The organism is Mycolicibacillus koreensis (assembly GCF_002104795.1).
GTDB lineage: Bacteria > Actinomycetota > Actinomycetes > Mycobacteriales > Mycobacteriaceae > Mycobacterium > Mycobacterium koreense.
Map to the genome: position 1 here is coordinate 1 of NZ_NCXO01000126.1, position 481 is coordinate 481.

The 481-nt window shown below is 59.3% G+C and carries 1 pseudogene; it reads right to left on the reverse strand.

Features of this window, described 5'->3' with window-relative positions:
• Window positions 1–314: 314 nt before the first annotated feature.
• Window positions 315–410: pseudogene (locus B8W67_RS21685) on the reverse strand (AAA family ATPase); the annotation flags it as partial.
• Window positions 411–481 lie beyond the last annotated feature (71 nt).

The window sequence follows — 481 nt, forward strand, 5'->3', positions numbered from 1 at the left end:
CCTTCAATCATTTGGCTACGACACGCCGGTCACCAAGATCAGGTCCCGACTCGTACACCACTCTGGTGGACGCAACCATAAGCTCCGTTCCGGGCCAGTCGAGTAGGGGTTACAAACCGAACTTCGTGTAGAAAAATTCTGGGGAACGCGCTATTGCAACTGTCAACGGGGTCTCGGGTGTTGGCGCCATCGCTCGGTCATTATCGGTCGCAGTGGCGGTCAAGCACTACTGCACCACGCTTGCGACGGCGAGCACTGTCGGTTCCGGTCGAAAGCTGCGCAGTTTCTTCCGGTCGAATTGTGAGCAGGTGTGCTTACGGGGTTGAGTCTGCCTGACGGTCGGCTTCGACGGAGGGCAGGGACTCGATTGCGGTGTGTTTGATGCGGTAGCTGGCGCCTTTGAGGGCTCTTCCCGATTGGGAGTGCATGAGCTGGTTCGTGGTGCGGCGGTGAGGTTGGGGATGTAGGCGGGTCCTGGGGT